The organism is Buttiauxella noackiae ATCC 51607 (assembly GCF_001654865.1).
GTDB lineage: Bacteria > Pseudomonadota > Gammaproteobacteria > Enterobacterales > Enterobacteriaceae > Buttiauxella > Buttiauxella noackiae.
In genome coordinates this window covers 261,362-285,817 of sequence record NZ_LXEO01000017.1, presented here as the reverse complement: position 1 = coordinate 285,817, position 24,456 = coordinate 261,362, and the positions used below count along the sequence as shown (strand labels likewise).

At 48.1% G+C, this 24,456-nt stretch carries 21 protein-coding genes; 14 read left to right on the top strand and 7 right to left on the bottom strand.

Annotated features, from left to right (window positions below; genetic code table 11):
• Positions 1-31: 31 nt before the first annotated feature.
• The gene (locus tag M979_RS08840) at positions 32-1,450 is read right to left on the bottom strand and encodes an MFS transporter (protein WP_064554500.1); all 1,419 of its coding nucleotides are present in this window, start codon (positions 1,448-1,450) and stop codon (positions 32-34) included.
• Between the two features lie 216 nt (positions 1,451-1,666).
• Between M979_RS08840 and azuC the strand changes: the two genes are divergently transcribed.
• The 6 genes from azuC (at position 1,667) to M979_RS08815 (ending at position 7,383) form a co-directional block, all read left to right on the top strand.
• Positions 1,667-1,750 (top strand): stress response protein AzuC, encoded by an 84-nt coding sequence (azuC, locus tag M979_RS23290; protein WP_115628089.1) that lies wholly within the window; start codon positions 1,667-1,669, stop codon positions 1,748-1,750.
• Positions 1,751-1,950: 200 nt separating this feature from the next.
• Positions 1,951-3,543, top strand: coding sequence for an ABC transporter substrate-binding protein (locus M979_RS08835; protein WP_064554499.1), 1,593 nt, complete (start codon positions 1,951-1,953; stop codon positions 3,541-3,543).
• Positions 3,544-3,639: 96 nt separating this feature from the next.
• The gene (locus M979_RS08830) at positions 3,640-4,593 is read left to right on the top strand and encodes an ABC transporter permease (protein ID WP_064554498.1); all 954 of its coding nucleotides are present in this window, start codon (positions 3,640-3,642) and stop codon (positions 4,591-4,593) included.
• A 4-nt stretch (positions 4,594-4,597) separates the two neighbouring features.
• Positions 4,598-5,443 carry an ABC transporter permease gene (locus M979_RS08825; RefSeq protein WP_064554497.1) on the top strand — a complete coding sequence of 282 codons (846 nt, stop codon included), beginning with the start codon at positions 4,598-4,600 and terminating at the stop codon, positions 5,441-5,443.
• Positions 5,436-6,419 carry an ABC transporter ATP-binding protein gene (locus M979_RS08820; RefSeq protein WP_064554496.1) on the top strand — a complete coding sequence of 328 codons (984 nt, stop codon included), beginning with the start codon at positions 5,436-5,438 and terminating at the stop codon, positions 6,417-6,419. The genes M979_RS08825 and M979_RS08820 overlap by 8 nt, the downstream gene beginning before the upstream one ends.
• Positions 6,406-7,383 (top strand): ABC transporter ATP-binding protein, encoded by a 978-nt coding sequence (locus M979_RS08815; protein ID WP_064554495.1) that lies wholly within the window; start codon positions 6,406-6,408, stop codon positions 7,381-7,383. Before M979_RS08820 ends, M979_RS08815 begins: the two co-directional genes overlap by 14 nt.
• Before the next feature lie 14 nt (positions 7,384-7,397).
• Here the strand turns inward: M979_RS08815 and M979_RS08810 are convergent, their stop codons facing one another.
• On the bottom strand, positions 7,398-7,970 hold the full coding sequence (locus M979_RS08810; protein WP_034455062.1) for a sugar O-acetyltransferase: 573 nt from the start codon (positions 7,968-7,970) through the stop codon (positions 7,398-7,400).
• 170 nt (positions 7,971-8,140) lie between these two features.
• Here M979_RS08810 and M979_RS08805 point away from each other — a divergent pair, with 170 nt between their 5' ends.
• Positions 8,141-8,392, top strand: a complete 252-nt coding sequence (locus M979_RS08805) for a DUF2766 family protein (RefSeq protein ID WP_034496127.1) — start codon at positions 8,141-8,143, stop codon at positions 8,390-8,392.
• 40 nt (positions 8,393-8,432) lie between these two features.
• Here M979_RS08805 and M979_RS08800 read toward each other — a convergent pair whose 3' ends face one another.
• The 3 genes from M979_RS08800 to M979_RS08790 form a co-directional block, all read right to left on the bottom strand.
• Positions 8,433-9,776, bottom strand: a complete 1,344-nt coding sequence (locus tag M979_RS08800) for an anaerobic C4-dicarboxylate transporter (RefSeq protein WP_064554494.1) — start codon at positions 9,774-9,776, stop codon at positions 8,433-8,435.
• A 199-nt stretch (positions 9,777-9,975) separates the two neighbouring features.
• Positions 9,976-11,994 (bottom strand): heparinase II/III domain-containing protein, encoded by a 2,019-nt coding sequence (locus M979_RS08795; protein ID WP_064554493.1) that lies wholly within the window; start codon positions 11,992-11,994, stop codon positions 9,976-9,978.
• A 20-nt stretch (positions 11,995-12,014) separates the two neighbouring features.
• Complete coding sequence (locus M979_RS08790) at positions 12,015-13,244, bottom strand: alginate lyase family protein (protein ID WP_064554663.1); 1,230 nt, start codon at positions 13,242-13,244, stop codon at positions 12,015-12,017.
• Between the two features lie 647 nt (positions 13,245-13,891).
• Here M979_RS08790 and M979_RS08785 point away from each other — a divergent pair.
• The 5 genes from M979_RS08785 to M979_RS08765 all read left to right on the top strand — a co-directional run bounded on the left by M979_RS08785 (position 13,892) and on the right by M979_RS08765 (position 19,289).
• Positions 13,892-15,184, top strand: coding sequence for an ABC transporter substrate-binding protein (locus M979_RS08785; RefSeq protein WP_064554492.1), 1,293 nt, complete (start codon positions 13,892-13,894; stop codon positions 15,182-15,184).
• Between the two features lie 124 nt (positions 15,185-15,308).
• A complete protein-coding gene (locus M979_RS08780) occupies positions 15,309-16,193 on the top strand; it encodes a carbohydrate ABC transporter permease (protein ID WP_157093222.1) in 885 nt (294 codons plus the stop codon).
• 10 nt (positions 16,194-16,203) lie between these two features.
• Positions 16,204-17,043, top strand: a complete 840-nt coding sequence (locus tag M979_RS08775) for a carbohydrate ABC transporter permease (RefSeq protein WP_034455067.1) — start codon at positions 16,204-16,206, stop codon at positions 17,041-17,043.
• 10 nt (positions 17,044-17,053) lie between these two features.
• Complete coding sequence (locus tag M979_RS08770) at positions 17,054-18,142, top strand: ABC transporter ATP-binding protein (RefSeq protein ID WP_064554490.1); 1,089 nt, start codon at positions 17,054-17,056, stop codon at positions 18,140-18,142.
• Positions 18,143-18,152: 10 nt separating this feature from the next.
• Positions 18,153-19,289: an alginate lyase family protein gene (locus M979_RS08765; RefSeq protein ID WP_064554489.1), complete on the top strand. Its 1,137-nt coding sequence runs from the start codon at positions 18,153-18,155 to the stop codon at positions 19,287-19,289.
• Between the two features lie 107 nt (positions 19,290-19,396).
• On the opposite strand, the gene M979_RS08760 is transcribed toward M979_RS08765, so the two are convergent.
• Together M979_RS08760 and M979_RS08755 are read right to left on the bottom strand one after the other, a co-directional pair.
• On the bottom strand, positions 19,397-19,900 hold the full coding sequence (locus M979_RS08760) for a non-heme ferritin-like protein (protein WP_064554488.1): 504 nt from the start codon (positions 19,898-19,900) through the stop codon (positions 19,397-19,399).
• 347 nt (positions 19,901-20,247) lie between these two features.
• Positions 20,248-21,114, bottom strand: a complete 867-nt coding sequence (locus M979_RS08755; RefSeq protein ID WP_064554487.1) for an AraC family transcriptional regulator — start codon at positions 21,112-21,114, stop codon at positions 20,248-20,250.
• 228 nt (positions 21,115-21,342) lie between these two features.
• Between M979_RS08755 and M979_RS08750 the strand changes: the two genes are divergently transcribed.
• Both M979_RS08750 and M979_RS08745 read left to right on the top strand, forming a co-directional pair.
• Complete coding sequence (locus M979_RS08750) at positions 21,343-23,175, top strand: DUF2264 domain-containing protein (RefSeq protein WP_064554486.1); 1,833 nt, start codon at positions 21,343-21,345, stop codon at positions 23,173-23,175.
• A complete protein-coding gene (locus M979_RS08745) occupies positions 23,172-24,452 on the top strand; it encodes an oligosaccharide MFS transporter (RefSeq protein WP_034455073.1) in 1,281 nt (426 codons plus the stop codon). Before M979_RS08750 ends, M979_RS08745 begins: the two co-directional genes overlap by 4 nt.
• Positions 24,453-24,456: the final 4 nt, after the last annotated feature.

Below are 24,456 nucleotides of genomic sequence, written 5' to 3'. Positions count from 1 at the left end.
TAGATAAGTGTAATTGAGGCCAGCAACAGGGTTAGTTTTTTTTCGACACACTACTACCCGCATTGTGTGGTAAACGCAGTAGATCAAACAGACCGACCAGGCAGATAAGCGTAATCATCACAAACGAAATCTTGATAGAAATCCCTGGGATGGCGGTTAAATCCAGCCACTGACTGACGTTCTCCCCCAGGCGAATACCTATCGCACCAAGCGTAATCCCCAACCCTACAGAAAGCTGCGTTGCGGTACTAAATAGCGTGTTGGCGTAGCTCATTTGCGTAGATGGCACATCTGAAAAGGCAAGGGTGCTTATGCCCGTAAACTGCATCGAACGGAACATCCCGCCAAAGAACAGTATTGCTATGGTCACCCAAACTGCGGTGTGTGGAGTAAGAAACGCACAAGCCAGCAGAGAGGCGACGTTCAGAAGGCCGTTAATAATGAGTAATTTCTTGAAACCTAATGCGCGAATTAATGATGTCGTTGCAGGTTTCATTGCGAGATTTCCGGCGAAGACTGCTAACACCAGTAAACCCGAATGAAAGGCGTCCATTCCGAAACCGACCTGGAATAGTAACGGTAATAAAAAAGGGACTGCGCTGATGGATGTACGAAATAAAGAGCCCCCGTACATCGTCACACCAAAGGTTTGCACCTTTAAAGCATCAAGACGAATCATCGGGTGCTTAGCGTGTTTAAAGTGCCACAGTGAGAACCACAGCGCCGCTGCACCTAATAACAGCAAGCTTACGGTTGGCAGCGTATTAACTTGCGATTGCCCAAGCATTTCCAGGCCGTACACCAGGCTAATCATTGCCACTGCAGTGGCGGTAAAACCAATGCCGTCAAACGGGCGGCGGTCATCATCGTGAATATCGGGAATCAATCGCCACGCCAGCGCCATGGCAATTAACCCAAGCGGCAAATTGATATAAAAAATCCAACGCCATGAGGCATAGCTGGTGATAAATCCTCCCAGCGGCGGGCCGATAATGGGGGCAACCAGGGCGGGCCAGGTGAGGGTGGCAATTGCGGTGATCAGTAAATGTTTAGGAGTTGTGCGTAGGACCGCCAACCGCCCGACAGGTACCATCAGCGCACCTCCGATCCCCTGTAAAATGCGCATCGCGACAAACTGCTCAATCGTGTTTGCGATGCCGCACAGTACCGAGGCGAAAGTGAAGATCCCGAGTGCCAGGGTGAATACTTTACGTGCGCCAAATCGGTCAGCAATCCAGCCGCTGGCGGGTATCAATACCGCAAGCGTCAGCAAGTAGGCACTCATACCGATATTCAGATCAACGGCATCGACACCAAAAGTTCGGGCCATTTCCGGCAGCGCGGTGGCAATGACCGTCCCGTCGAGAAATTCCATGAAAAAAGCACCGGCGACCAGGAGTGCCATTCCTGAAATGCCACGCTTTGCTGCTGGAGAAGGGGAGTTAGTCATGAGTGAAATTCAAAATTAAAATAATGTTTTAAAAAATTGTTGAGCCAATTAACCAGTTAAGTCGTGGATATGCAAGCCATTTTGTGTGACGGATATGTAAAATCCACACTGAAAATGTGTGATGCAAATCACAAAACTATTGATTTGTGTGACGGATGTCATATTATTAGTCGCATAACGAGCAACACCTGCAAAACAAAAAAACTGGAGCACACAATGAAAATGCGCAAAATCCTGAAAAGCATGTTCGAGCAATACTGCAAGACGTTTAAAGATGTACCACCTGCTGGCATGTTTTAATCTGCCTGCTTGAAAAAAACCTGCTGCGGCAGGTTTTTTTATGTCTGAAATTTGCTTTTTTACTCACGAAATCACTCTTTATATCCACAATTTTTTCTTTAGCACTTTTTCGCATAACGTTATGCGTTTTACACTTATTTACATTGTGGGTATGGCTGGTGCACTATGCGGTCTCTAATTGAGACGGAGTCCGTGAATAAATGCGTAAACCCCTGTTGTTATCTGCGCTGTTTGCCTCTTTGGCCCTGGCCCTTTCTGGCTGTGATAATGCAAAAACTGAAACTGCGGCGGCTCCTGCGCCGGCTAAACAAGCAGCCCAGGATGGCGGCAATTTAATTGTTGGCGTGACCACTGGCGATCCTCTGGCGATGAACCCACTGTATGCCAGCGACCGTACCACGCTGACTATTATGCAGACGCTATACGCGCCGCTTTATAGCTTCAATGGTGATAAAATTGAATGGGCTCTGGCAGAGAGTCTTACCCCATCAGAAGATAACCTCTCATACATCTTAAAACTCAAACCGAATCTGAAATGGCAAGATGGCAAGGCCATTACCGCAGATGATGTTGTGTTTACTTTCAAGAAGTTGCTTGATGAGAAGCAGCACAGCTTCTTCCGCAGCATGTTTGTGTACGGCGATAAGCCAATTCAGGTCAGCAAAATTGATGACCTGACAGTGAAATTTACTCTGCCGCAGGTGAGTGCTGCGTTTGTAGGCACACTGGTACAGATTTACCCAATCCCCGAACATGTGTTTGCTAATGACAGTGGCGATCTGGAAAAGAGCACCAAAAACGATGCTCCAGTCGGTTCAGGCCCGTTCAAATTCAAAGAATATCGCGCCGGGCAGTATTACTCGCTCACTCGCTTTGATGATTACTGGAACGGCAAGCCGAAGCTGGACACGGTGACTTATCGTTTTGCTAAAGACAGCAACTCTGCCAATCTTGCGCTGCAAAATGGCGAAATCAATATGAAGATGATTGACCCTCAGGATGTCAACCGTCTGAAAAGCAGCGGTAAATTCGACTTCGTTATCTACCCGGAAGGGCGTCTGGCATATATGACTTTTAACCAGAATATTGACAGTATGAAGAACAAGGCGCTGCGTCAGGCCATTGCTTATGCCATCAATAAAGATGAACTGGTTCAGGCTGCATTCTCTTCGCTGGAATATGCGCAACCTGCCGCATCGATTCTGACGCCAGATACGCTGTATCAAACCAATGATGTTGAAACCTACAAGTACGATATTGAAAAAGCGAAAGCATTGCTGAAAGAAGCGGGCGCACCTGCGGATCTGAAACTGCGCCTCGCCTACATCAATAGCAATAAAACTCAGGAAAGCATGGGGCTGTATATTCAACAACAGCTGAAAAACGTGGGTATTGCGGTTGAGCTGATGCCACTGGATGCCAATGCCATGTCGCAACGTAGTCTGGATATGAAAAATACCGCTTATGAGCTGAGTCTGGGTGGCTACATCATGGGTATGGAACCTGATGGCTATAAGTCTTTGTACATGAGCAACGAAGCTTATAACTACGCGCACTACAAAAACCCTGCGTTCGATGCGCTGTGGAACCAGGGCGCAACTGAAACTGACAAAACAAAACGTGCTGAAATCTATAAGCAAATTCAGCAGACTGTTGCAAACGATATGGCATGGTACCCAATTGCCTATACCAATGCGGTTGTTGCAGTCGATAAACGTTTTGCCGGAACCAAAGAGGCTGAACCTAAACCTGTTTATATGTTCCAGGATTGGTCGAAGATCTATCAACAATAATTACTTTATCTTTAAGGGTCTCGTTTAAGAGGCCCTTGTTGTAGGTCGGATAAGCGTAGCGTCATCCGACATTGCTTGAGTCAATTTTGAGGCAGTATGAACAACGTGTTAGTACGACGCCTGGCCCAACTGGTGCCGATGCTGTTCTTCATCTCGCTGGTGTCGTTTTTGCTGGTCAAACTGGCACCCGGCGACCCGGTACAGGCTTATATTACTCCGCGTATGAGCCCGGAGGATATCGAGCGTATCCGGCACAGTCTGGGGCTTGATAAGCCCATGTTTATGCAATACCTGTTGTGGCTAAAAAATGTGCTGCAAGGGGATTTGGGTTACTCACTCATTTACCATCGCCCGGTGTTAACTATGATTGCCGAGCGCATTCCTGCAACCCTTGGTCTGATGGGGGCATCACTGGTTCTGGCTATGGTGCTGGCTATCCCGCTGGGCTTAGTGGCGGGCGCTTTCAAACACCGCTGGCTTGATCACTTCCTGAATATGTTTGCTTATATCGGTATTTCAGTGCCTATCTTCTGGTTTGGTATTTTGCTGATAACCGTGTTTTCGGTTCAGCTAAACTGGTTGCCGAGTATGGGCATGCGAACGATTGGTATGGAAGACTCGTGGCTTGACGTTGTTCGTCACGGTATTTTGCCGTGCATTGCACTGAGTTTTTATAATCTTTCCAATTACGTGCGTTATATCCGCTCCAACACGATTACGCAGTTGTCGGCTGATTATGTGCAAACACAGTTGGCTTACGGTGCTACACGTCGCTCGATCCTGTTCCGCCATGTGCTTAAAAACGTGCTGCTGCCGGTTATCACACTCTTTGGTATCTCATTTGGTGAGCTGGTGGTGGGCGCATATGTGACTGAAAGCGTCTTCTCCTGGCCAGGCATGGGCCTGTTGGGGATTCAGTCGATAACTTCCCTGGATTACCCATTAATCATGGCGATGATCATGCTTTCTTCATTGATGCTTATCGTCGGCAATTTATTGGCTGACATGTTATATCGCGTGGCTGACCCGCGCATTAAGGCGTTGAGGTAAGACGATGAGTAGACGTTGGCAACAAGTTAAACATGGCCTGAAACGTAATCGTCCAGCTCAATTATCACTACTGATTCTGGTTATTTTTAGCATCGCGGCATTACTGGCAACATTCAGTCCCTGGGATCCAAACCAGATGTCGCTGACCGCAAGGCTCACACCGCCGGATGCACAACACTGGTTCGGAACTGATGACTATGGACGAGACTATTTCACTCGCGCTTTATACGGCGGCCAGATTTCGTTAATGGTCGGTTTTCTGGCAATGTTATTTTCAACGTTGATTGGCACGGTGGTAGGCACTGTTAGCGGCTATTTTGGTGGGCGCATCGATAACCTGATGATGCGGGTGGTTGATATTTTAATGTCGATCCCAGCCTTCTTCCTGCTGTTGGTGTTGAACGCTTATTTAAAGCCGGGTATTGCCAATATCATCTTGATTATCAGTGCATTGACCTGGATGAGTATGTCACGCCTGGTGCGTGCCGAAACCTTATCGGTGAAAGAGCGTGAGTATGTGGTGTACGCCCGTGCATGTGGTGAGCATCCGTTAATCATCATTGCCCGCCATATTATTCCGAATATTTTGCCGACCATTATGGTTGCGGCAACGCTGAATATCGCCTCAGCAATCCTGATGGAGTCGACGCTGAGCTTCCTCGGACTTGGCGTGCAGCAGCCAAATGCCTCATGGGGAAGCATGCTCAACAACGCGCAATCCTTTATTGGTGAAGCAACATGGCTTGCGATGTTCCCGGGTGTTCTTATTTTGCTGACGGTGCTGAGTTTTAACGTATTGGGCGATGTTTTACGTACTGCCTTTGAGCCCGGAGCTAACCGCGATGAATAACTTACTGGAACTCGATAACCTGCAAACGTCCTTCTTCACCCGTGAAGGGGAAGTCAAGGCAGTGCGCGGCGTAAGCTTTGCAGTCAAACGTGGTGAAGTGGTAGGGATCGTTGGTGAATCAGGCTGCGGTAAGAGTGTTACCTGTAAATCAGTGCTCAAACTGCTGGGTAGCAACGGTAAAATCGTAGGCGGCCATGTCCATTTCATGGGCGAAGATTTAGCCCGTAAAACACCTGAGCAAATGCGCCATATTCGTGGCAATGACATTGCCATGATCTTTCAGGACCCAATGACTGCGCTTAATCCGGTGTTGACCATTGGCAAGCAGATGAGCGAAATCCTGATACGCAATCAGAACCTCAGCAAAAAAGCAGCCAAAGAAAAGTCGATTGCCATGTTGCAACAGGTGGGGATTAGTCATGCGCAGCAGCGTTACAACCAATATCCGCATGAGTTCAGTGGCGGTATGCGCCAGCGCGTGATGATTGCTATTGCACTCTCATGCCACCCGGCGTTGCTGATTGCCGATGAGCCAACAACCGCACTGGATGTCACCATTCAGGCGCAGATTTTACGCCTGCTAAAACAGTTACAACAGCAAACCGACACCGCAATCATGCTGATTACACACGACCTCGGCGTTGTGGCGCAGGTGTGCTCGCGCGTGGTGGTGATGTACGGCGGGCTTGTGATGGAGCAGGGGAGCGTGGAGGATATTTTCTACCGTCCAGCACACCCTTATACTCGCGGGCTTTTGGCTTCGTTGCCGCGTCCAGGGGAGGCTAGCGCTCGTTTGTCACCTATCGAAGGTTCACCACCTGGGTTACTCAACCCTCCACCTGGTTGCCCGTTTGCAGAGCGTTGCCCGCAGCGCATGGAGCGTTGCAGCAGCCTGCCTCCCATGTACCAAACCGGAGAAGGGCATCAGGCAATGTGCTGGCTATGGGATTCGGAGGTGAACAATGCAAGACGTTAAGCCATTAGTCCGTGTAAAGGGCTTACGCAAATATTTCCATAGCCAACAGGGTTGGTTTAATAAAACGCCACCGGTTAAAGCTGTCGATGGCGTGAGTTTTGATATCTATCCAGGTGAAACCTACGGGCTGGTGGGTGAGTCTGGCTGCGGTAAATCAACCCTTGGGCGCAGCGTACTACGCCTGTTTGATATTACCGATGGCGAAATTGAGTTTGCAGGCCAGGACATTGCAAAGATGAGCGACAAGCAACTTAAACCGTTGCGCCGCCGCATGCAGGCAATTTTCCAGGATCCATACTCATCGTTAAACCCAGGTATGACTGTCGCGCAGTTAATTGCCGAGCCGATGAAAATCCATGGTTATGGTAAAAAACAGCGCGAAACCCGCACACTTGAACTGTTGGAAAAAGTGGGGTTAAAAGCGGAACACTTAAACCGCTTCCCGCATGAGTTTAGTGGTGGCCAGCGGCAGCGTATAAGTATTGCCCGAGCTCTGTCAGTAAACCCTGAGTTTGTGCTTTGCGACGAACCACTGTCGGCACTGGATGTTTCCGTTCAGGCGCAGGTGGTCAATATCTTGCAGGATTTGCAGCAGGCACTGGGGCTGACATATCTGTTTATTGCTCACGATCTCTCCATGGTGCGCCATATTTCAGACCGTATTGGTGTGATGTATCTTGGGACGCTGGTTGAGGAAGCTCCGGCTGAAACGCTCTACACAGAACCGGCACATCCCTATACCCGGGCACTCCTTGCATCAATCCCGGTGGCCGATCCGCATGTACAAATGCTTGATCAGGGCGGTATTAAAGGCGAATTACCAGGAGCCATGAGCGATTGGCCAGGTTGCAAATTTTGCAATCGCTGCCCAAGGGCGATGGATAAATGCCAAAGCCAAATCCCGGTGATGCAAGAAATTTCACCAGGACATCGGGTTGCTTGTTGGTTGTTTGAAAACACGTGATGAATGGCGGGGGCTTACTCAAGCTCCCGCACTACTTTGCATGGTTGCCCCATTGCCAGCACACCTGCAGGGATATCTTTGCTGACAATGCTTCCTGCGCCAATGGTGGTGTTATCACCGATTGTCACACCCGGTAAAATAACCACATTGCCACCAATCCAGACATTGCTGCCAACGACAATCGGTTTGGCGCTGGTCAGGAATGGATAATCGGGATTTCCTGTCAGCCGCTCTTTCGCCGACAGCGGATGAACAGGGGTGTAGAACTGAACATTTGGCCCCACCAACGTGTTATCGCCAATCGTCACGGTATTGCAGTCGAGAAACACCACATTGGTATTAATAAAGCAGTTACGGCCAATGGTGACGTGTTTTCCATAGTCACACCAGAACGGTAATTCAATCCAGCTTTCGTCCCCAAAACCCCCCAGCATTTCACGCAGCAGCGTGAGTTTGGTTTCAAAGTCGTGAGAATCCAGCTGTGCCAGCTGTTTGGTTACCGCCCGTGCGTTGTGATACATCCCGAGCAACTCAGGATCGCGAGTGTTGTAATGCAAACCCGCCAGCAATTTTTCATGTTCAGTCATTGTTCTGCCCTTATGTTTATTGGCAGCATTCTAATCGTCTGGCCATAAAAATAGTGTTGTAAAAGCCACAAAATTCTCTTCGCGAATAAAGTAATGGAATGTCGATTACCGATACCGTTTCAGCGTGCAGAAATGTACTATGTCGCCCATTGCGAAACAGGAGAGAAATGATGTCCGAACAATTATCTGCCGACCAGGAACTGGTTTCCGATGTGGTGGCATGCCAGCTGGTGATTAAGCAAATTCTGGATGTAATTGATGTGATTGCACCGGTAGAAGTGCGCGAAAAAATGGCTAATCAATTAAAGACCATTGATTTCGCCACTCATCCGGCAGCGGCAGATCCGGTGACCCGCCGCGCTATTCAGAAAGCGATTAGCTTGATTGAGTTGAAGTTTACGCCACAGAACGAAGCGCATTAATTCCCCATTTAAATCGCCCTTATTCAAGGGCGATTTGTCATCAGAAGAATGTCATCACTAGCAAGTAACTCGCCGCACAGGCGCAGCTCACGCCAATCAACCCCGGTAAAATGAAGCTATGGTTGATGATGAATTTACCAATCTTTGTCGTACCCGAACGGTCAAAGCCAATACATGCCAGATCACTGGGATAGGTTGGCAGGACAAAGTAGCCGTAAGAAGCCGGGAAGAAGGCAATCAGCATTTTCGGCTCAACACCCAGCATCAATCCCATCGGCGCCACAGCGGTTAACGCAGCAGCCTGGCTATTGACCAGTTTAGACACCAAGAACAGCACGATGGCATACGTCCACGGATGGTTTTTCACCACCCCTTCCAGCGCCATTTTTAGCTCTTCAAGGTGTGCCTGAAAGAAAGTATCACTCATCCAGGCGACACCAAATACCGAGAAAATCGCCACCATTCCGGCTTTAAATACCGCACCATTAGAGATAGCCGATGCATTTACTTTGCAGACTATCAACATTACGGCACCCGCAATCAACATCATCATCTGGATAACCAGATTCATTGATAGTGGCTTTAGCGCACCTTTAATTTCAAACGCTGGACGCAGTGTCGGAATAGCGCCCAATAAGACCACAACCAGGATCCCGGCAAAGAAAATCCATGTTGACCAGTAGGCTTGTTTTGGGAACACCTGGTCCATCAGCGTTTCGCTGCTGCCGTAAATAAATTCACGCTGTTTTGGGTCTTTGAGCTTCTCCTGAAACTCTTTATCGTCCTGCAAATCTTTACCGCGACGTAAACTCCACAGTGCAGCAATTAACACGCCAAATAACGACGCGGGCACGGAAACGCAGAGAATATCGAGAATACCCCAGGCATGGCCAATCCCATGGTTAGCGGCCAGAATTGAGATGAGTGAAACTACAGCAACTGACACTGGCGACGCGGTAATCGCCATCTGTGAAGCAATCGATGCCACCGCCATCGGGCGCTCCGGGCGAATCCCTTTTTTAAGCGCAATGTCGGCGATTATCGGGAACATGGTGTAGACCACATGCCCTGTTCCGCACAAAAACGTCAGCATCCAGGTTGTGAAAGGAGCAAGTAGTGTGATGTGTTGCGGGTGTTTACGTAGCAGGCGTTCAGCAAATTGCATCATGACATTCAGGCCGCCCGCGGTTTGCAATGTAGCTGCACAACCGATTACGGCAAGAATGGTGAGCATCACATCAACAGGCGGCTTTCCTGGCTCAAGGCCAAAAATGAAAGTCAGGATAAACAACCCAATTCCACTGATTAAACCAAGCCCCATCCCGCCAAAGCGAGTCCCGACCAGAAGGCATAAAATAATGACAATAAATTCAATAGTAATCATGACAATCCCTTTTAAAATTCTATCGCATAAAGCATTACAGATTGTAAGGGTTACCATTGAGACGCAGATCGGATTTGTTAAAACTCAATAAAAACAATTGTTTATAACAAATAATTAACAATTTAATGGGCGAGGTTTGCGAAGACCTGGCAAAGTAAGTGATTAATTGAGTTGGGCGGAGAAGCATCCGCCCAAAGATTTATAATGGAATATGTGAGGTTTTAAGTTGCGGGAGCACTGCATATTCTTCACAAAGATCAATTGCTAATGTTTTTTCCCCACGTTTGAGTTGGATTGTCACACCGTTAGAACCCGGTGTAACCTGCATATCGGTTATCGGCTGTTGATGGTCAAAATCCCAGACGCAAATGAACTGAGAGGTTTTCTCTTTGCTGCGTAGAACCAGATAGCTCAGATCTTGAACCGCTGGGTTATCCGGAGCATTTCCTTGCCATAACTCAGCATGGCCGTAAAGCCACAACGCTTGCCCATGATGAGTGGTGGCAAAGTGACGTGGCTGGCTATTGGTTAACGGTACGCAACGGGCATCTTTCATCATCACCAGTGGGCCCTGAGAGCTAAATTTCGCGCATTCTCCCTCGCTATCCAGCGCTTTTCCTTGCAGATGCAACGTCCAGTCAACTTGTTGGTTGTGCGGGTTTTGCACGTTGCTGATATCAACAATGGCGTTATCCAGCCACAGTAAACGACGGCGAAAACGGACATCGCGCCAGGCTTCGTTATCCCACTGCACACGCGTATGGCTGTCGAGCTCCGGGGGGACGTGCCGCCAGTCTACTCCTGTATCCAGCCAGCAAAATGCATCACTTTCGTGATAATGGTGCACCACAGGGATCGCAGGCGGTTGGTTGGTCTGGTTCACCGTTATCGTATTGTGGGTAGCGCTATTTTTGTAATACGCATAATGCATTGGCGCGCCGTAACCTGTGGTGCCCAGATCGGGGAGGATCTCTTTTCCACCATTAAAAAGCAGAATATTCAGGCGGTCATAGTGGTCGTGTTCACCACCGAATGGTGTGTGCTTTATCAGTAACGCACGTTTCTTTTGTGTGTTGCGCCAGATAGTCAGGCCGCAATGGGGGGCGTGTAGATGAGTATCAGGAATCAGTTCAGGCAGTTCTTCTGGCAGCGGCGAGGCATAAACAAAGGCATCAAAATGAGGCTCTGGGTTTTGCTGGCCAATAGCCTTAAGCACCGCGGCATAAAGCTCATCCTGGTAGTAATACCAGGCAAATTCATACAGATGACTATGATCGAGCTTTTCCTGGCCATAGATACAATCATTGATACGTGGAAATGTGCCATCAGGCATTAGCAGCGCAAGAGGGAAGCTGAGCATTTTTTTATAGAAGGGCTCATCAAGCAAGCTCCAGCGCGAACCCATAGCCAGCTTTTCGAATGCCAGGAATCCTTGTAGTGCATAGAAGTGATAATGAATGGAGCCTTCAAACCACAAGCCTTCTTCAAACAAACCATGCTCAAGTTGATAGCGCAGCCCGTAAGGCTGATTTACCGCAAATTCCAGCAAGGCCTCATCTTCAAGAACAAAGCCCAGAATCCCTATAGCACAGCCGATTTTTACCTCATGGTTATGCAATTGCGCAGTGCGATGGGCCATCAGAAATTGCGCACCCTCGCGTAATAAACGGGTAGTAATGTATTCACGCTGCTGCGCGGACAAAGCTTCAGCGATGCAATCATAGCCGAGGGTGAAATCCAGCATACAGTTGGCTTCGCACAGCGTCTGTGCATTCATTTTCCCGGGCCCGTTGTAAGGGATGCCGCCGTGAATTTCGTAGCCCGGATAATACTCGGCGTAGCGCATCAATAACTCGCTGACCTTATCCAGATAACCTTGTTCACCCGTGAGTTGCCACAGCAAGCCAAGCTGGTGGCAGGCTTTAGCATTCAGCCCATTAAGCTCGCGCCACCAGGCTCCGTCGTAGGGTTCGCCATTAAACGACTGCCCATCAACCGGGCAGCAATGGGAGGTTGGGGCGTGACGATCCCACTTTAGTCTGACTGCGTGATCCGGGCAGAAATAGTAGAGATTCCAGGTTGCCCGCGCGGTTTCCGGCACTTTGACCGGATTGTTAAGCACCACGGTATTTTCGGCAATCAACTGCGCCACTATTTCAGGCTGTTGGGCTATACGTTGACGAAGGAGAATAAGTTGTTGCGTGGTGAACTGCTTCATCGCTCGATCCTTACGCTCTTTCAGTGTTGTTTTAATGGGGTAATAAGATGAGAGATATCATCAGGATATTTTGCCATTAGCCATTGTGCTTTTTCGGCAAAGGCGCTGTCATCAGGCCATGCTCGTGCCGCACTGACCATGTTCACTAGCGCTTTTTTATCATCCATTTTGTCGATATCTTTCCACGGCCAAGGCTCATTGCTGTGAACATAGTTGGCGACATACGCGTAGCCTTTGCGCAGGCTGCGGTTATCCAGGGTGAAGTTCCAGACATCCACCTGTGCGATCTCACCAAGGCGGCCGAGTTTGTTGTAGGCCTCAAGATGGAAATTGCTGTAATGCCACGGACGGGTACGCTCAATTTCTGCCATCTGACGGCCATCTTTATCGAAATGGGCGGGAATACGACGCAGTTGGGTGATTTGTAGACGCTTTTTGGCCGCAGCAAGATCGCCACTAAATAGCGCAAAAGAGGCTGCCTGCAAATCAAAGTAAGTGCCGTGATTGTTGTGCCAATTATCTTCTTCAAAACCATTCTGACTGGTCGTCATCCAGTGGTAGAAATCGCCATACCACTGTTTAATTTTTTGATAGTCATCATCACTAATGACGTTAGCAGGGCGCAGTAACTCCACGGCATCGATGACTTCCACCAATGCGCGGCTGTCGATGAGGCCAATTCCACGTCCGTCATTAATCCCCGGGATCGCCTGAGCATGTTGCAGGTTAGGATTCATGCGGGTGTCAGGATTAACGAACCAGTTCAATAACTGTTCACGCGCTTTTTCGGCATAGGCTGGCTTTTGGGTAAATTGCCATGCCAGCGACAATGTCCAAACATCATTACTCATATTCACCAGGCGCTTCTTGTCCGTGGCGTCACTGTTGGCATCCGGGTTGGTTTGACCGTCTTTACGGATATAAGGCAGGCCATCTTTTTTGTTTGGATCGGGCCACCAGTATGGGGGGAAGCTGTAGTAATCATGTTTGTCACCACTTGCGGCAGTAAGGGTTTTATCCATAACCGAGTAGAGTGGTTTGCCCAGCGCTTTATCAGCACCGGCAATGAGCTTTTCATATGCACCAAGAAACTCAGGATTTTTCGCCGCAACTTGCTGTTGGCTGTAACGTAAATCATCAAGCTTAATTTGCAAGGGATGTGCATCGGCTGCATACAGTGGCGAGGCCGTTAATACGCCGGCAACCGCTAGCGAAAGTAATGACAGGCGAGACAATAAAATGGGTTTCATCGGGCGCATATTTTCTCCGTCCACTAATGGAATAATGTCAGGGCGATAATGACTATCGCTTATTAAATATCAGGTTATTTATAACCATCATATTTCACGTTGGATGTGTGTTGGCTTTCCTCGCACTCCAGGTCACTTACCTGAGTAAACTTCTGAGGATTAACTGCGTTGCACCTTCCTGTAGCTCGAATAATTTAGATTCTATACCTATAGAAGTATTGTTAATTTCGTAAAATATAAGAGTAGAAATAATATTTATGATGCCGAGTGCGCAGTGTAAGAGGCAGGATTAATTTTTATGTGACTCACATCAAATTAACGTTTTCAAGGGTAAATAGCCTCAAAAAATGAGGTTGGCATCACGTAAATCAATGGTTTTAAAATATTTTTCAAATGTTGTTTGCATTTTTGATTTGTATAATTGATTGAATTTTATGGTTATATTTTTAGTGCGTGTTTTTGACTTGTTTTTTCGTGTGACTTGAAGCACATTTCTGGATTATGAAACGCTATTTCTGTTTTGCCCCGTTGTTTTTACCTCATGCATTCTATTTAATTACTCCGCAGCCTTTTTTCGTTCCTGAAATAACCTGCTTCACTCCATTTTCTCAATAATCAAATCTCTTAAAATAAGGACGTGAATATAAATGTTTTCCACAAAATTAAAATCCGTATTACTGATTTCTGCCCTTGGTTTTAGTGCTTCGCAAACATTCGCGGCTGAAACACTAAATGTCTGGATTCGTGCCAGCAATGACTCTAAAAATATTTACAAACAAGAGGCTGAAACCTTTGAGAAGAAAACCGGCATTAAAATCGAATATTTTAATGCTACGACAGACTTTGAACAGCGCCTTGCACGTGCCGCTGCGGGTAACGCTTTACCTGATCTGATCTTCAATGATGCAGTTGCTATTGGGCAGTTCATCCAACTCGGCATTGCCGATGAAATTGACCCCAAATCCATTGCAGGTAGTGACAATATTTATCCTACAGCCTGGGAAAGTACTCGCTACACCGACGGTAAATTCTATGGCGTACCTACTTCTGCCCAAACCTTTGCGCTGTTTGTCCGTAAAGACTGGCGCGAAAAACTGGGTATGCCTGAACCCAAAACCTGGGGCGATGTGGCAAAGCTGGCTAAAGCCTTCACCACACAAGATCCGGATGGCAATGGTAAAAACGACACCTACGGCTTTTTGTTGCCGGGTTCCACTACGCGTGGTTACGCCAGTTGGTTTATGAGCGCATTTTTATGGCAGGCAGGGGGGGATTTCATTCGCGAATCAGGCAAGGGTAAATTCAAAGCCTCGCTTGATGAGCCTGCGGCCGTTGAAACCCTGGCATTTATGCGGGGGATGCTTTGTGAAAAAGTTGTTCAGCCAGGCGCTATTAACGCGACAACCGCCGACATTATTCCATCCTTCCGCTCAAGCCAGACTGGCATGTTCTTTACCGGCCCGTATCACATTGCGCTGTTTGATAAAGACCCAGGTAAAGACAAGTTTGAAGTCGTGACCCTCGAAGGGCCGAAAAGTAGCGCAACGCTTGCCGAAGGCACCACTGTCTTCATGATGAAAAGCAGCAAGAATAAAGAAGCCGCAAGGAAGTTCATCGAATTTATGATTTCCCAGGAAGGGCAAGAAATCGGTATGGGTAAAGGCACGAAACACATTCCGGTGGTGCGCTTACCTGTGAATAAACAGGTTGATATTCAGGCTGTATATGACGATGCGCGTTGGGCGACCTTCGCCAAACTTTACGCTGAACATGGTCGTTATGTACCGCAGGTGCCTAACTGGACGCCAATTCGCCAGATAACCGCTGATGGTTTCAACCGTATTCTGGCTGATTGTAATAGTGATATCGCCGCCGAACTGAAAGTGACCAATGAGAAGGTCAATACCGAGCTTGATAAACAGCAGGTGCTGGCGAAATAAGTTTGGTTTTTGAATTTGGTGAACGGTGCTTACGTTTATCCACCCTACATGCTCCGAAATGTAGGGCGGGTAAGCGAAGCGTCGCCTGACACTCAGCCACAGCCTGAATCTTTATAGAGTGAAAATAACGATGTTAACTTCCCGCCAGAAACGGAATCTGGTGCCGTGGATATTTCTTGCTCCGGCACTGGTCATCTTCACCTGGTTTAAATTTATTCCCATGCTGCAAGGCCTGGTGATGAGTTTTTACAAGGTGAACTTCAATCAACCAGACGAATGGGTGGGATTGACCAATTTTGCCCGTGCTTTTGCCGATGTTGAACTCCATGCTGCGGTATTCAATACCTTCCTTTATGTCGTGGTGACGATGGTGATTGGCGCGGTACTGGCATTTTTCCTGGCCATGTTACTTGAAGGGCCCGCTCGTCATCTGCGTTTTATCCGCACCGCCATTTTCCTGCCCGCAGTAACCAGTGCGGCTATAGTCGCCGAAATGTGGAGAATCCTGTTTAACCCAACCCCGAACGGCGTAATGAACCATATCCTGAGCTGGTTTGGTATTGCCGACCAGGGATTTCTCGCAAGTTCAGACCAGGCACTGTGGGTCATCATGTTGCTGCATATCTGGAAAGCGGTGCCGTATAACATGGTTATCTTTATCGCAGGCCTGGCGGGCATTAGCCGTGATCTCTATGACGCCTCAAACGTTGATGGCGCGAACTGGTGGAACCGCCTGCGTTACGTCACGCTACCAGGCATGATCCCGGCGATTTCAGTGGTGTTGATGCTCTCCTTTATTCGCGGGTTCCGTGTCTTTGCAGAAGTGTATGCCACAACTGGCGGTGGGCCATCTAACTCCACTGAAATGATCATGACCCATATCTATAAACTCGGATTTGAGCAATTTGACTACGGCTATGCTTCGGCGGTGTCGTTCCTGTTATTCGCCTTTACCGTGCTGTTGACGATTTGTCATCTCACGTTGAAAAAGCGCATTGCCCGCTATTAAGGAGCCACCGATGTTAGGTAAACGTTGGGATACCGCAGGCCGCTGGATGATTTATGGCTTGTTGCTGATTGTATTCGTTGGGCCATTCTGGGGAATTGTTGCTACCGCATTCAGCGGAGCGCCCGTTAAACCGGGCGAGTTGCTGGCATGGCCTAATGAGTTTTCGTTGGAGAATTTTATCTTCGCCTGGAACGACATTGGCGTATGGCAATATCTGCTTAACTCGATGATTGTCGTTTTTGTTGGCACCATTTTGCAGGTGTCGGTGAGTGCGCTTGCCGCTTACGCCCTGGCGCGGAAAAAGTTCATCGGCGTGTCGCTGGTGAGCCTTGTGATCCTCTCCACCATGATGTTGCCGGAAGAAGTTATCGCTATTCCGCTGTACATGATAATCAACTGGAAGCTGCCACTGATTGATGCGTCGCTCTATAACACCTATCTCGGGATGATCATGCCGGTAGTGGGTTGGGCATTTTCCATCTTCGTACTGAGCGAATTTATGGCCGCCATCCCCAAAGAGCTGGAAGAGGCCGCGCGCATCGATGGTGCAAACGAATGGCAAATCTTCTTCCACGTCATCTTGCCGTTGGTGAAACCTGCTCTTGGCACGGTCGTCACGTTTGGCTTCATTATGATTTGGGACCAGTACCTGCTGCCGTTAATTGTCGTCAACCACGACAGCCTGAACACTATTCCGGTGATTCTCGGCAGCTTGCGCACCGATGAAAGTATCACCCCGAACATCTTTATAGCCATTACGCTTCTGGCGATGTTGCCAAGCATCATCGTTTATCTCGGTCTGCAAAAACATTTCAACCGCGGGATTATGTCCGGCGCGGTCAAAGGATAAGGAGAAACTCATGGGTTCCGTTGTACTGAAGAATGTCTGTAAATCTTATGGCGATGCACATGTCATTAAAGATGTTTCTCTTACTATCCCTGACGGCGAGTTTTGTGTGCTGGTGGGCCCAAGCGGCTGCGGGAAATCAACGTTATTACGCATGATTGCCGGACTTGAGGAGATAACGGGCGGTGAGGTCGCCATCAACGAAAAAGATGTGACCGACGTTGAGCCGAAACTGCGTGATATTGCAATGGTATTCCAGAGCTACGCGCTTTATCCGCAGATGACCGTGCGCGAAAATATGGGCTTCGCGTTGAAAATGGCGAAGCTGCCAAAAGCAGAAATCAGCCGTAAAGTTGAGGCCGCAGCCGATCTTCTGGGATTAGGTGTTTTACTCGATCGTTTACCAAAAGATCTTTCGGGTGGTCAGCGTCAACGTGTAGCAATGGGACGTGCGATTGTGCGCAACCCGCAGGTGTTTTTGTTTGACGAACCACTTTCTAACCTTGATGCAAAACTCCGCACCCAGGTTCGTGGGGAAATCCGCGAATTGCACCGCCGCCTGAAAACAACCTCGGTTTATGTTACCCATGACCAAATCGAAGCCATGACGATGGGGCAGATGATTGTGGTGTTGCGTGAAGGGCGTATTGAACAGGTTGGTAGCCCGCTGGAGTTGTATGACCGTCCGGCAAATCTATTCGTTGCAGGGTTCATCGGCTCTCCTGAAATCAATCAGTTAAAAGGTGAAGTCACGCTGCAAAATGGTGAAATGATGCTGCGCCTCGCCGATAGCTCCCTGCTAAGCTTGCCGCCGGGTATGCAGGTAAAACCCCAACAGACAGTGGTTTATGCCATACGCCCGGAGCAGGTCAATGTTGTGGAAGAAGGTGAGGGTAACGGGGCACTAAAAGCGACCATTACCGCCATCGAAAACACCGGTTCTGATATGCAATTGTTCTGTAACACTGGAGGAGGTTCATTTACCTCGGTGTTTAAGCAACGCTTAAATGTTCAGGAAGGTGAAACGGTATGGCTACAACCCAAACTGACCGGTATTCATATCTTTGATGCCGAAAGCGGGCAACGAGTAGCATGCCATTAAGGAGCGATAGATGAAGTTGTACACCCTGGATGTGACGTGTCTTGAGAATGCCCGCCGTTGTCTGCAGCAACCTTTTTCTCCTTTGCAACTGGCGCTGGGGCGTCTGGTCAGCGAGGCGGATAAACTTCGTGGGCAACCACCGGAAAGCGTGGTGCATAAGAAATTACGCTCGGTGAGTGGTGACCCTCATGATTATTACAGCCTGGGGACGTATTGGTGGCCTAATCCACGCAGGCCAAACGGCCTGCCATATATTCGCCGTGACGGGCATACTAATCCGCAATGTCAGAATAATGACACGGACACCACGCGCATCATCCGCATGTGTGAACGCTGTTTGACGCTTGGGCTCGCCTGGTATTTTACCGGGCATCGTAAATATGCCCAGGCAGCAGCAGAGCAAATCAAGTGCTGGTTCCTTGACGAGAAAACGCGTATGAACCCGCATCTGAACTATGGCCAGGCTATTCCTGGTATTGTTTCCGGGCGCGGTACCGGGCTAATCGATACACGTCTGTTATGGATGGTGATTGATACTATTGGTTTGATTAGCCCTGCGGGTGTACTGGATACCGATGACATTATTGGTTTGCACCAATGGTTCAGGGACTTCAACCACTGGATGTTTTACAGCGATGTGGGACATTCTGAATACGTGTGGCATAACAACCACGGCACCTGGTATGACGCGCAACGTGCCGCTAATGCCCTATTTTACGGCGACAAGGGGCTGGTGGCGCGCATTATTCAACAGGGCATTACCCAACGAATGGCTGCGCAAATCGACCAGGAAGGAAAACAGACGATGGAGCTGGAACGTCCGGTGCCATTCCATTATTCCTTATTTAATCTTGAAGCCCATCTGCTGCTTAATCGTTATGCAGAGCATGTCGAATTTGATCGCTGGGATGCAGTACAAGATGGCAGGAGCGTGAAACTGGGGATCGATTATCTGATGCCATTTATTGCAGACCCCGATCTGTGGCCATACAGCGATTTACAGGGCATCGTCTGGGACAGCGCATTACGGCTGTTACTGCAATCTATGCGCGGCTATCCGAAGGAGAAGGCACGCTATAAAGTTGTGCTGGCGAGTTTCCCGGAAGAGACGCTCAGTTTACGTGAACAGTTAATGTGGTGCGCATAACTAAGGCGGCATAGCGCAAGAAACATTCACCGATAATGGCGACAAAAGCGAATAAATCAGTTTATTGCTCGGGTAATAAACTGATTTATTACCCGACATAATGAGGCTTAATGCTGTTGATGATTCACTAAATTTGTCAGGTGCTCATCGGTTTGGCTCATACACAATCCGGCTTTATGAGCACTGCGTACTTCATCAAGGATAGTGTTGAGCAGCAGGCCTTCGTCTTGTTGTTCCTGATCCATGCTCTTCAGGAACGTGAGTATTGAATAATCTCTCAATTCTGTTGCTTCAGCAGTCAATTTTGTCAGTGTCGCACAGCGCTGCTGATAATCTTCAACCGTTTTTTCAAACAGTGCTTCCAAAGAGTCGCATTCGCTTTGTGGCGCTTCAATCGTCCATACAATGGGATTCCCGCCAGCTTGTTTCATAAAATTAAATATACGCATCATCTGAGTAATATTACATTGAGCCTGATTTCTTAAAAAATTCGCCGCACCAGTTAAACTCTTTTCTGAACACCAGTTACTCAACTGCAAATAGAGATTTGAGGAATAAAAATCACGATTTATCTGCAGGTTGAGACTTTGAACCATGCCGGAAGTTGCCATGATAATTTCCTTATTGAGCCGGAATATCGGGATGGAATTAGAATTTTGTATTACATGAAATATGACGGGCATATAGATAAAACAACAAGATTATATCCATGTCATGTCCTGTGAATCCGCGTCCTGACTGCGTTGTAAAAAATAATACCTCTTAAGGGTTATTAATGAAACAGTTGATTCTGGCGTTTCATTCTTATTTACAAAGTTATTCAACAGGAAATATTAAAAAGGAATGATTAAATAATTATCTTCCAAATTATTTATTTTGAATTGCGTGAGTGAAATGACTAAAACTGTGATTCAGCACTGAGTAATTAATCCTGTATTAGATGGATTATTGTGTCAGATCATATTTTGAGTCTTTCAGTTGAATGCCCTCGTGACTGTTTACGATACTGCAAGGGTGTCTGGGACATCATTTTTTTAAAACAAGTAATGAAGTACGTCACTTCTATAAACCCTACCTCCTGTGCGATAGCTTCAATACTTAATGGTGAAGTGCGCAATAGATCACAGCTTTTCTTTATACGTCGGGTCAGCAAATACTCATGAATACTGCCGCCGGTCTGTTGACGGAAAATCCGCGAGGTGTAGCTGCGTGATAAACCAATGGATTGCGCCAGCTCGTCCAGTGAAAATTTCTCACTGTAGTGACTCTCGACCCACTGCATGATGCGTGACGCAACCGTTTGTTGTTGCGGGATCAATAGCTGCGGTTGAGCGGGTAGGAAGGCCATAATTTGCATCACCATAAACGCAACGTCACTGGCGGTGGAATGCCCTGTAGGGTCGAGGTTGTCGAACTGCTCGAGAATCACTTCCATATACTCGGCCTGCTCACTTAAATCGTAAATTTGTGCGGGGACGTTGCTTGCGGCGAGAGCAGAAAATTGAGCTTGTTGGCGTGGAAAGCTATGCAAGGTACTAATAACAGAAGAGTGTTCAATGTGCATGGTGGTGCGGTGATAGAGGTTTTTGTCACTGGCATCGACATGTACCTTATGCAGCCGAAACGGTGGGAAGATAAAAAGCCGCCCGGGTCTTGCGGTGTAATGCTGATTGTCCACCACGACGATTCCGTAGCCTTTTGAAATATAAAGAAACTCAACACACTGGTGCCAGTGATAGTACCTGGCGCTGGACGCTCGCAGACGGTGAAATGAGATCACCTGGCTGTCGAGCGTAATTCTCTCCATCAATTGTGGTTCACTCATTTTCCCTCCAGGACAATAAATTTAAATTTTTACGCCATCATTTGTAATTTATTGCGCGCGAAAAGCAAAAAAGCCAATGAAAATGAAATAACGGTTTATTTTTGTGATGCGGCTCACTCTGAGCCGGGAATAAAAGCGACTATTCTTGGTTTCAACGCGTATAACCAGCGCTAAGAAAATATTAATAACAACAACTTATAATTTTCTCGTACTCGACGGGAGGACATCTTGCAACCTGAAAATATCACCCTCAATAACCCTCTGAAAAGCAGGAACGATCTGCAAAATCTGGCGAATGAAGTATTAAATGCAGTTTCACCATTCTTTAAAAAAGATGCCAGCCGCATCGATCTGGCTAATTTCACTGCGCATTACGGGCAGGAAATTGCAAATATGGAAACCTTCTCGCGTTTACTGTGGGGTGTCACGCCGCTGCTGGCGGGGGGAGGTGAGCCTGAACATTTCTCTTTCTATATTCAGGCAATAAAAAATGGCACCAATCCGGACCATGCGGATTATTGGGGTGAAGTGGCACCTTACGATCAGCGTATTGTCGAAATGGCGGCCTACGGATTATTGCTGGCCGTCGCGCATCAGCCTGTGCTGGCACATTTTAATGAGCAAGAAAAACACAATCTCTGGCAATGGCTCAAACAGAGCGAAAACCAGGATATTCCGGATAATAACTGGCATTTCTTCCCGATTCTGGTGCAGGTTGGTTTCCATCATTGTGGAATGCCCAATAATGCCCAGGCTCTGGAAAATCATTTTGCCGCCATGGAGAGCTATTACCTTGGCGATGGTTGGTATTCAGACGGGCCTGGCCGCCCGCGCGATTACTATATTTCGATGGGTTTCCATTTCTACGGGCTTATCTATTCCAGGTTAATGGCCGATGTTGACCCGCAGCGCTGTAAAAAACTACGCCAGCGCGCAAAACTCTTTGCCGCAGATTTCATCCATTTCTTTGCCGACGATGGGGCCGCTATTCCTTTTGGCCGCAGCCTGACTTATCGCTTTGCACAGGCCGCATTCTGGAGTGCTGCTGCATTTGCAGGTCCGGAAGTCTACGAGCCCGGTGTGGTGAAAGGAATTGTATTGCGTCACTTGCGTTGGTGGTTGCAACAGCCGTTATTTGACCGTGACGGTGTGCTGAGTGTTGGTTATAGCTATCCCAACCTGATAATGGCGGAAGATTACAACGCGCCGGGTTCTCCTTACTGGGGGCTGAAAACCATGCTGGTGCTGGCTTTGAGCGAACAAGATGCATTCTGGCAAGCGGAAGAAATGCCGTTACCTGTGCGTGAATCACCCCACAGCATTCCCCATGCGTCACAAATTTTGGTTCATCAAAAGCACCATTTATGGATGCTGACATCCGGGCAACTTGAGCTAAATAACTTCGTTAATACTGAAGCTAAATACTGCAAATTTGCCTATTCAACCCGCTATGGATTCACCATTGAGCGTGGTCGTTACGGGCTAAACCATGCGGCACCTGACTCAATGTTGTTGTTATCCGAGAAAGATAACTATTGGCGTGGGCGCCGTGAATGCCAACAAGTCAGTACCGCAGACGGAATGATTTTCAGCCGTTGGCTGCCGTGGCACGACGTGAGTATCGACACCTGGTTGCTGCCGTTGGGCGACTGGCAAGTACGGGTTCATCACCTCAAAACGGCGCGCGAACTCGATTGTGCTGAAGGTGGTTTTAGTCTGCCAAATCGTCCAATCCCGCAAACACAAATGGTGCAGGGGAGTTGTTTGCTCACAACCCCCACTGATACCAGCGCCATTTATTGTTTAAGCCCGAAATCACGCAGCGCGCAGTTAGTCCTGACGCCCCCAAACAGCAATCTACTTTTTGCCGAGCGGGCAGCAGTGCCGTTGCTGCAAGGTGAGTTGAATATCGGCACACATCTGTTAATCAGTGCCACTTGGGCAGGGGATTGCGACGATTTTGAAGCGCAATCTTGCCCGCAAGCCATTATCAGCGAGGGTGTTGTACGCCTGGTGATGGGTAATCAAAGCAAACTCCTTATTCTGGAGAAACACCCATGAACATCCCGACACCAACGCGTACCGCACAAATCAAAATGAGCAGTTTTATCTTTCTCTACTTTTTCACCTGGTCCTCAAGCTTCGGATTATATGCTCTGTGGTTAAGCCAGAAAGTGGGATTGGACAGCGTCACCATCGGCAGTGTTTTTGCTATCAATGGCGTCTTTGCTGTGGTCATGAAGCCGGTCTACGGCTACATCATGGACAAAATTGGTATGAGCAAGTGGCTGCTCTATTTTGTCTGCGCGATTTCTGCACTGATGGCTCCGTTCTTTGTCACGGTTTATCAACCGTTGCTGCTGACGCATACCACTTTTGGCATTGTGATCGGTGCTTTTTATCTGAGCCTCGGCTGGTACGCAGGTGTTGCGGCTTCCGAATCTTATGCCGATCGCTTTAGCCGATTGTATGGCCTGGAATTTGGGCGCATTCGTATGTGGGGATCGCTCGGTTGGGCAATGGCAGCATCGGTTTCAGGCCTGCTTTTCAACTATACGCCACTGGCCAACTTCATTGTCAGTAGTACCACCTCCGTATTAATGCTGTTGGTGCTGATTAGCCTGAAAATTGGTGATGAACAACTGCGTAATAACAATGTGATTTCAGCGAACAAAATCGTTTTCGCTGATGTTTTGATGCTACTGAAAAACCGCAAGTTCTGGATGTTCAGCCTGTATGTGGCAGGTGTCGCGTGGATGATGTTCGTTGCCGAACAGCAATTCCCACGTTACTTCGTCTCTTTCTTCGATACTAAAGAGCAGGGCAATGCGTGGTATGGCTACCTGAGCACAGTACAGTCCGGCATGGAGTTCGTGATGATGATGTTCATCCCGCTGCTGGTGAATCACTATGGTGCTAAAAAAGGGTTGTTGTTGTGCGGCTGCGTAGTGGGTTTACGCCTGATCGCTTCGGGGCTGACCAGTGACCCGTTGGTGATTTCAATCATCAAACCGTTCTATGGTGTTGAAATTGCTCTGTTGCTCATTTCGGTCTTCAAATATATCGCCGAGCATTTCCATAAGAAAATCAATGCCACCATGTATTTACTGGGTTATCAGGCGATGATTTATGTTGGATCGGTTGTGGTGGCACCGCCTGCGGGTTACCTGTACGACAAAATCGGCTTCGAGCACACCTACTTAATAATGGGATGTTGCGCACTGATATTCACCCTGATTTCCGCTTTCACCCTCTCGCGCTGCCAGTCAAAACGCGATGAATCCAATACGTTCTTATCCGCTTTAGACACCGCACCGGTTGAGCCGGCAAAACATTAATTAA